Below are 4,128 nucleotides of genomic sequence, written 5' to 3' on the forward strand. Positions count from 1 at the left end.
ATGATAACACGAAGAAGAAGCCCTAGCATTGATTGATTTAGAATCAGACTCTTCTAATCCGATTTCTCTAACTGCAGTTTCACGGTCAACATTAGCCCATTCCATATAATCTGAAATAACTTGTTCCTCTGAAACAACAGTATAGGGAAGTTCATTAAGATCATCTACAGTAATATCAATAACAACGCCTTCATCACCTTCGAGTTCTTGTGCAAAAGCCAATGTATCTTTATCAGCTAAAATTAAAAAAGAAATCATAAATGTAAATAAACACACTATTTTTTTCACCAATAAAAACCTCCTATGTAATATATTTACATACAAGAATACAGCATTTACCATAAAAATGGAACATTATTATGGTAAAAAAATAAAAGTTAATATAATAAAAACTTCACCCAAATATAAATCAAATAAAGTGCAGTTAATAAAATATTTAATTTTATTAAATTAGCAGCTGTTTTTTTACTAATAATATCAACTTTTAAAACTATGAGTATAAAAAGGCCAAACAAAATCAAATAAATTAAAGCCCATATTAAAAAATCCATTTCATAACCCCGATTCTATAAATTTCATTTATTCCCAATAAAATACCATATTACTTCTTTAGAATATAATTATTCAACCCAACATGCCAATATATTCGATTCAATACTAAGAGGGTCGGGTGCTATGAGGTTGTCAATCCAAAACAAAAAAGAGTAGCATTCGCTACTCCTTTTTTACTCTTTTTCCATTCGGCTTAACAGTTCTCTTCGCAACAAAGCAATATAGCCTTGTTCCTCCTAACGAATGAAATAATTTTGCGCCTTCCAGTTCCACTGAGCAACAATCGAATACGCTTTTTCTTCAACGTCTGAATCCTCATCATCCACCCGTATTAAATCGCCATCTTCGACGTCATCCAAGTTCAATTGCTTATGTATTTCTTTTAGCAATCCGCCATATGAAACCATACGTTTTCGATATAATCCTTCTTCCAAATCTTTTACGACTTCTAAATCATTTTCTAGATTACCAGTCAGATAGTCAGAATCCTTAACCGAATATTTTGCGGTTTCTTGCACTGCTGCTTGAATTGCAGAAACCTCTTTTTCCTTATTACGTTTTTTATTTTTTACAGCCTCAATATGAACGACTGGCACATAATCTAACTTCATGGCTTTTTGCCACAAGCTTGTCCAACTTTCTTGTGATAAATAATTTTCAGTACCCTTAAAATACTTTGATTCTACACACAATAATACGTGCATGTGCTGATTATACGAACCGTCCTTTTTATTAACGGTAATTTCCGTTGATCGCATGAAACCAATCATGTTTTGATCTACTTTTTTATATTTCATCAAACGATTAAAACCTTGTGCCATTGCTTTTAAGCTTTTATCTAATGTTTCACCATCAAATACGTTTTTCACTGTCAACGTTAAAAATAGCCAACGGGCTTTAGGCTTTTGACGAATCACCTCTTCTACAACCTTTGTTGTCTGTAAACTTCGCTTCATCGTCTTCCTCCAATTGCACATCGGACATAACGGTGACTTACAAAACCATGCATTTGCTAATTTCATGCGCCCTTCATGCGTAATATCAAATTCTAGTATTTCACCACATGTTGATACACGTTCAGCTTTCTTGAACTGCAATATTTCTAACAACTCAAAATAACCAACATTCGCTAGCTTTTTTTCTTTCCAAGGTTGAGTTTTTCCGTTTGCCTTTTTATCATAAAATACTGTTTTTTGGTCTAAATCCATGTTATCATGGGTACACATGTAAATATAAAAATCTCCTTTCAGGATTCCTGAAGGGTACAAAAATCCCTATGTTATTTGGTTTAGTGTGGTAACTTAATCATAACACATTTGGGATTTTTTTGTATGTTTTTCTTTATACCGTTAAAATCATCAAAAACCCTATCATATCAAGGGATCAAGTCGTTTTTAAAAAATCTTGTTATTTCTATATGTATCAAGATAAGAAAAAACCGTTTTTCGCTTCGCTCAAACCCATAAAAAAACACGCCTAAAAAGGCGCATTTTTTTATCTCTCAAAACCTTTATCACGTTCTTTCCTTACTTCACGCTTATGAGCTTTCTCAAATTCGCCCCCAGGCGCTTTTTGTTTTACCTTGTCTATCAAACTCTTAAAAGCATCTTTAAAGGCCATAGCGTTGCTTGTACGCTCTTTAACGAATTCTTTGGCACTTTGGTAAAGCAATTTAATTTCAGCCGTTAAATCGGTTATACGAGCCGTTAAAACTCTATTATTTTCTTTAAGCTGGTGGTTTTCAGCAGAAAGTTCTTTCCAGTCGTCATAATACCTATCAATCGCCTCATGCAATTCTTTATTTTCTTCTCGTAATTTTTTATTTTCTTGCACCAAATCCGTTTTCTGCAGACGCTCATAATCTTTTTTCACTTGATACGCTGCATTCATTACGTCTTGCATATTTTTCAGATCTTCAGGTGTCACAATAAGATTTTCGGTTTTCTTCTTGATAACCTCTGCATTACCAATCATTTTCTGTATTACTTCGGTTTTGACTTCATTACCCTTCGTACGGATCTGCACCTTTCCGTCATCAGGAATTTTTTCACTCAATGCTAAAAACTCTTTTTTCTTGTCTCCGATCTCTTTTTCTAGAAACGTATTCTCTTGTTGCAAATGTTTAAACTCATTTTCTTTCTCCGCAATTTTCTTCTGAACTTCTTTGTATTCATGAATGTTTTCGATGTTTTTCTCTTTCGTCTTGCCACTGGCACGTACAACATCGAAGCCACGTTCTTGCAAAAACCTTGGCAAAGCATCATGGATATAATTAATTTTTGCTTTGTTCATTGCTACTCGTGCCTGCAATTTACCGTTCTCTATGTTGACTGGAACAAAGTGCAAATGCATGTGAGGTGTCGTTTCGTCCTTATGTATTTTTCCACTCACCACATTTTCTTTTCCGAACTCCTTACAGAAAAATTCATAGCAAGCCTTAAAATAATCATCTGTTTTTTGCTCGCCCCATTTTTCAGCTTGCTCTTGAGGAACCGTCAAAATATTGGAGTACATCACGACTGAATTTTTTTGCACCCTCGATCCATTTTCTTTTAATTCGTCTACTCGCTGCTTTACTCGCTGATACAAATTTTTCTCTGACTCTACTAGGTCATAATTATTTTTTGTACGCTCCTGATCAATGTCCTCATTCTTAATTTCGCCTTTTCGCTCTTGCTCATTTTCCTTGCCTTTAACATCTGTGATTTGATTTTTTTGTGCGTTCCAAGCCAACTCCATGTGACCGATGCACCCCCATACTCTAGCAAATTTATTTGCCAAGAGTATAGCACGTTATACTCTTGTGACCAAGAGAACGTGCTCTCCGAGGGTGGTTGGCTACCGCCAAAGCATGCTTCAGCATGCAAAAGACCTTGAGGGTTTCGCCCCTCAAACTCACGACCAAGGGGAGCCCCTTGGATGGCCTAAGCCTCCGGCGGTTTGAAACCCAGGTTTCAAAACTTCCGGCCCTCGCCGGTAGGCAGGAACAAACGGTAGTTTGTTCAATGCCAAGAGGGTTCGGGTGCTGTGAGGATGTCAATCTAAATTTGCTCCTTATCCTCCCTTCGGTCCGGTATCGCAAATTTAGATTGACATCCGCGACGCTCTTCTTCCCTCTGAAGAGCGTCGCTTTTTTCTTTTTTTCAAAAATAAAAAGAGTAGCTTTCGCTACTCTTTAATAAAAAGTAAAAGTATGGCTATATTTCCAATCCCTTAATTCAAACCCAAAAGTATTTGTTATAACTCCATTCGCTCTCACTCTAGCTACATGTTTTGATTCTTTCTCTGCAGTAATATTTTTAACAACAATATTTGAAATAGCTATAGCACCTTCTCTTAAATAACTCACTTGAGGAGATACATCAGTAATTTCCGCTCTATCATCACCGCATTGTTTCATTTTTATATAAGGATATGTAGTCAAATAAGCTTTCGCATCTTTGTCTATTAATTGTCTAGATATCCAATATTCTCTCCATTGATGATAACACGAAGAAGAAGCCCTAGCATTGATTGATTTAGAATCAGACTCTTCTAATCCGATTTCTCTAACTGCAGTTTCACGGTCAACATTAG

At 35.6% G+C, this 4,128-nt stretch carries 4 protein-coding genes; all 4 read right to left on the bottom strand.

The window, feature by feature from the left end; genetic code table 11:
* Positions 1 to 288, bottom strand: a 288-nt coding sequence (locus ACFVT8_RS24485; RefSeq protein WP_387224335.1) for a hypothetical protein, incomplete at its 3' end; no start/stop codon positions are given.
* Positions 289 to 788: 500 nt separating this feature from the next.
* Complete coding sequence (locus tag ACFVT8_RS24490; protein WP_387086429.1) at positions 789 to 1,778, bottom strand: protein rep; 990 nt, start codon at positions 1,776 to 1,778, stop codon at positions 789 to 791.
* 268 nt (positions 1,779 to 2,046) lie between these two features.
* Complete coding sequence (gene mobV, locus ACFVT8_RS24495) at positions 2,047 to 3,333, bottom strand: MobV family relaxase (protein WP_387086432.1); 1,287 nt, start codon at positions 3,331 to 3,333, stop codon at positions 2,047 to 2,049.
* A gap of 394 nt (positions 3,334 to 3,727) precedes the next feature.
* Positions 3,728 to 4,128 (bottom strand): hypothetical protein (locus ACFVT8_RS24500; RefSeq protein ID WP_387224337.1); only part of this gene is annotated, 401 nt, incomplete at its 5' end.

This window comes from Lysinibacillus sp. NPDC058147 (genome assembly GCF_042884205.1).
Classification (GTDB): Bacteria; Bacillota; Bacilli; order Bacillales_A; family Planococcaceae; genus Lysinibacillus.

Bases quoted from the DNA above. Each gene is read 5' to 3' on its own strand.
- ACFVT8_RS24490 (WP_387086429.1), bottom strand. From the start codon at position 1,778: ATGTGTACCCATGATAACATGGATTTAGACCAAAAAACAGTATTTTAT.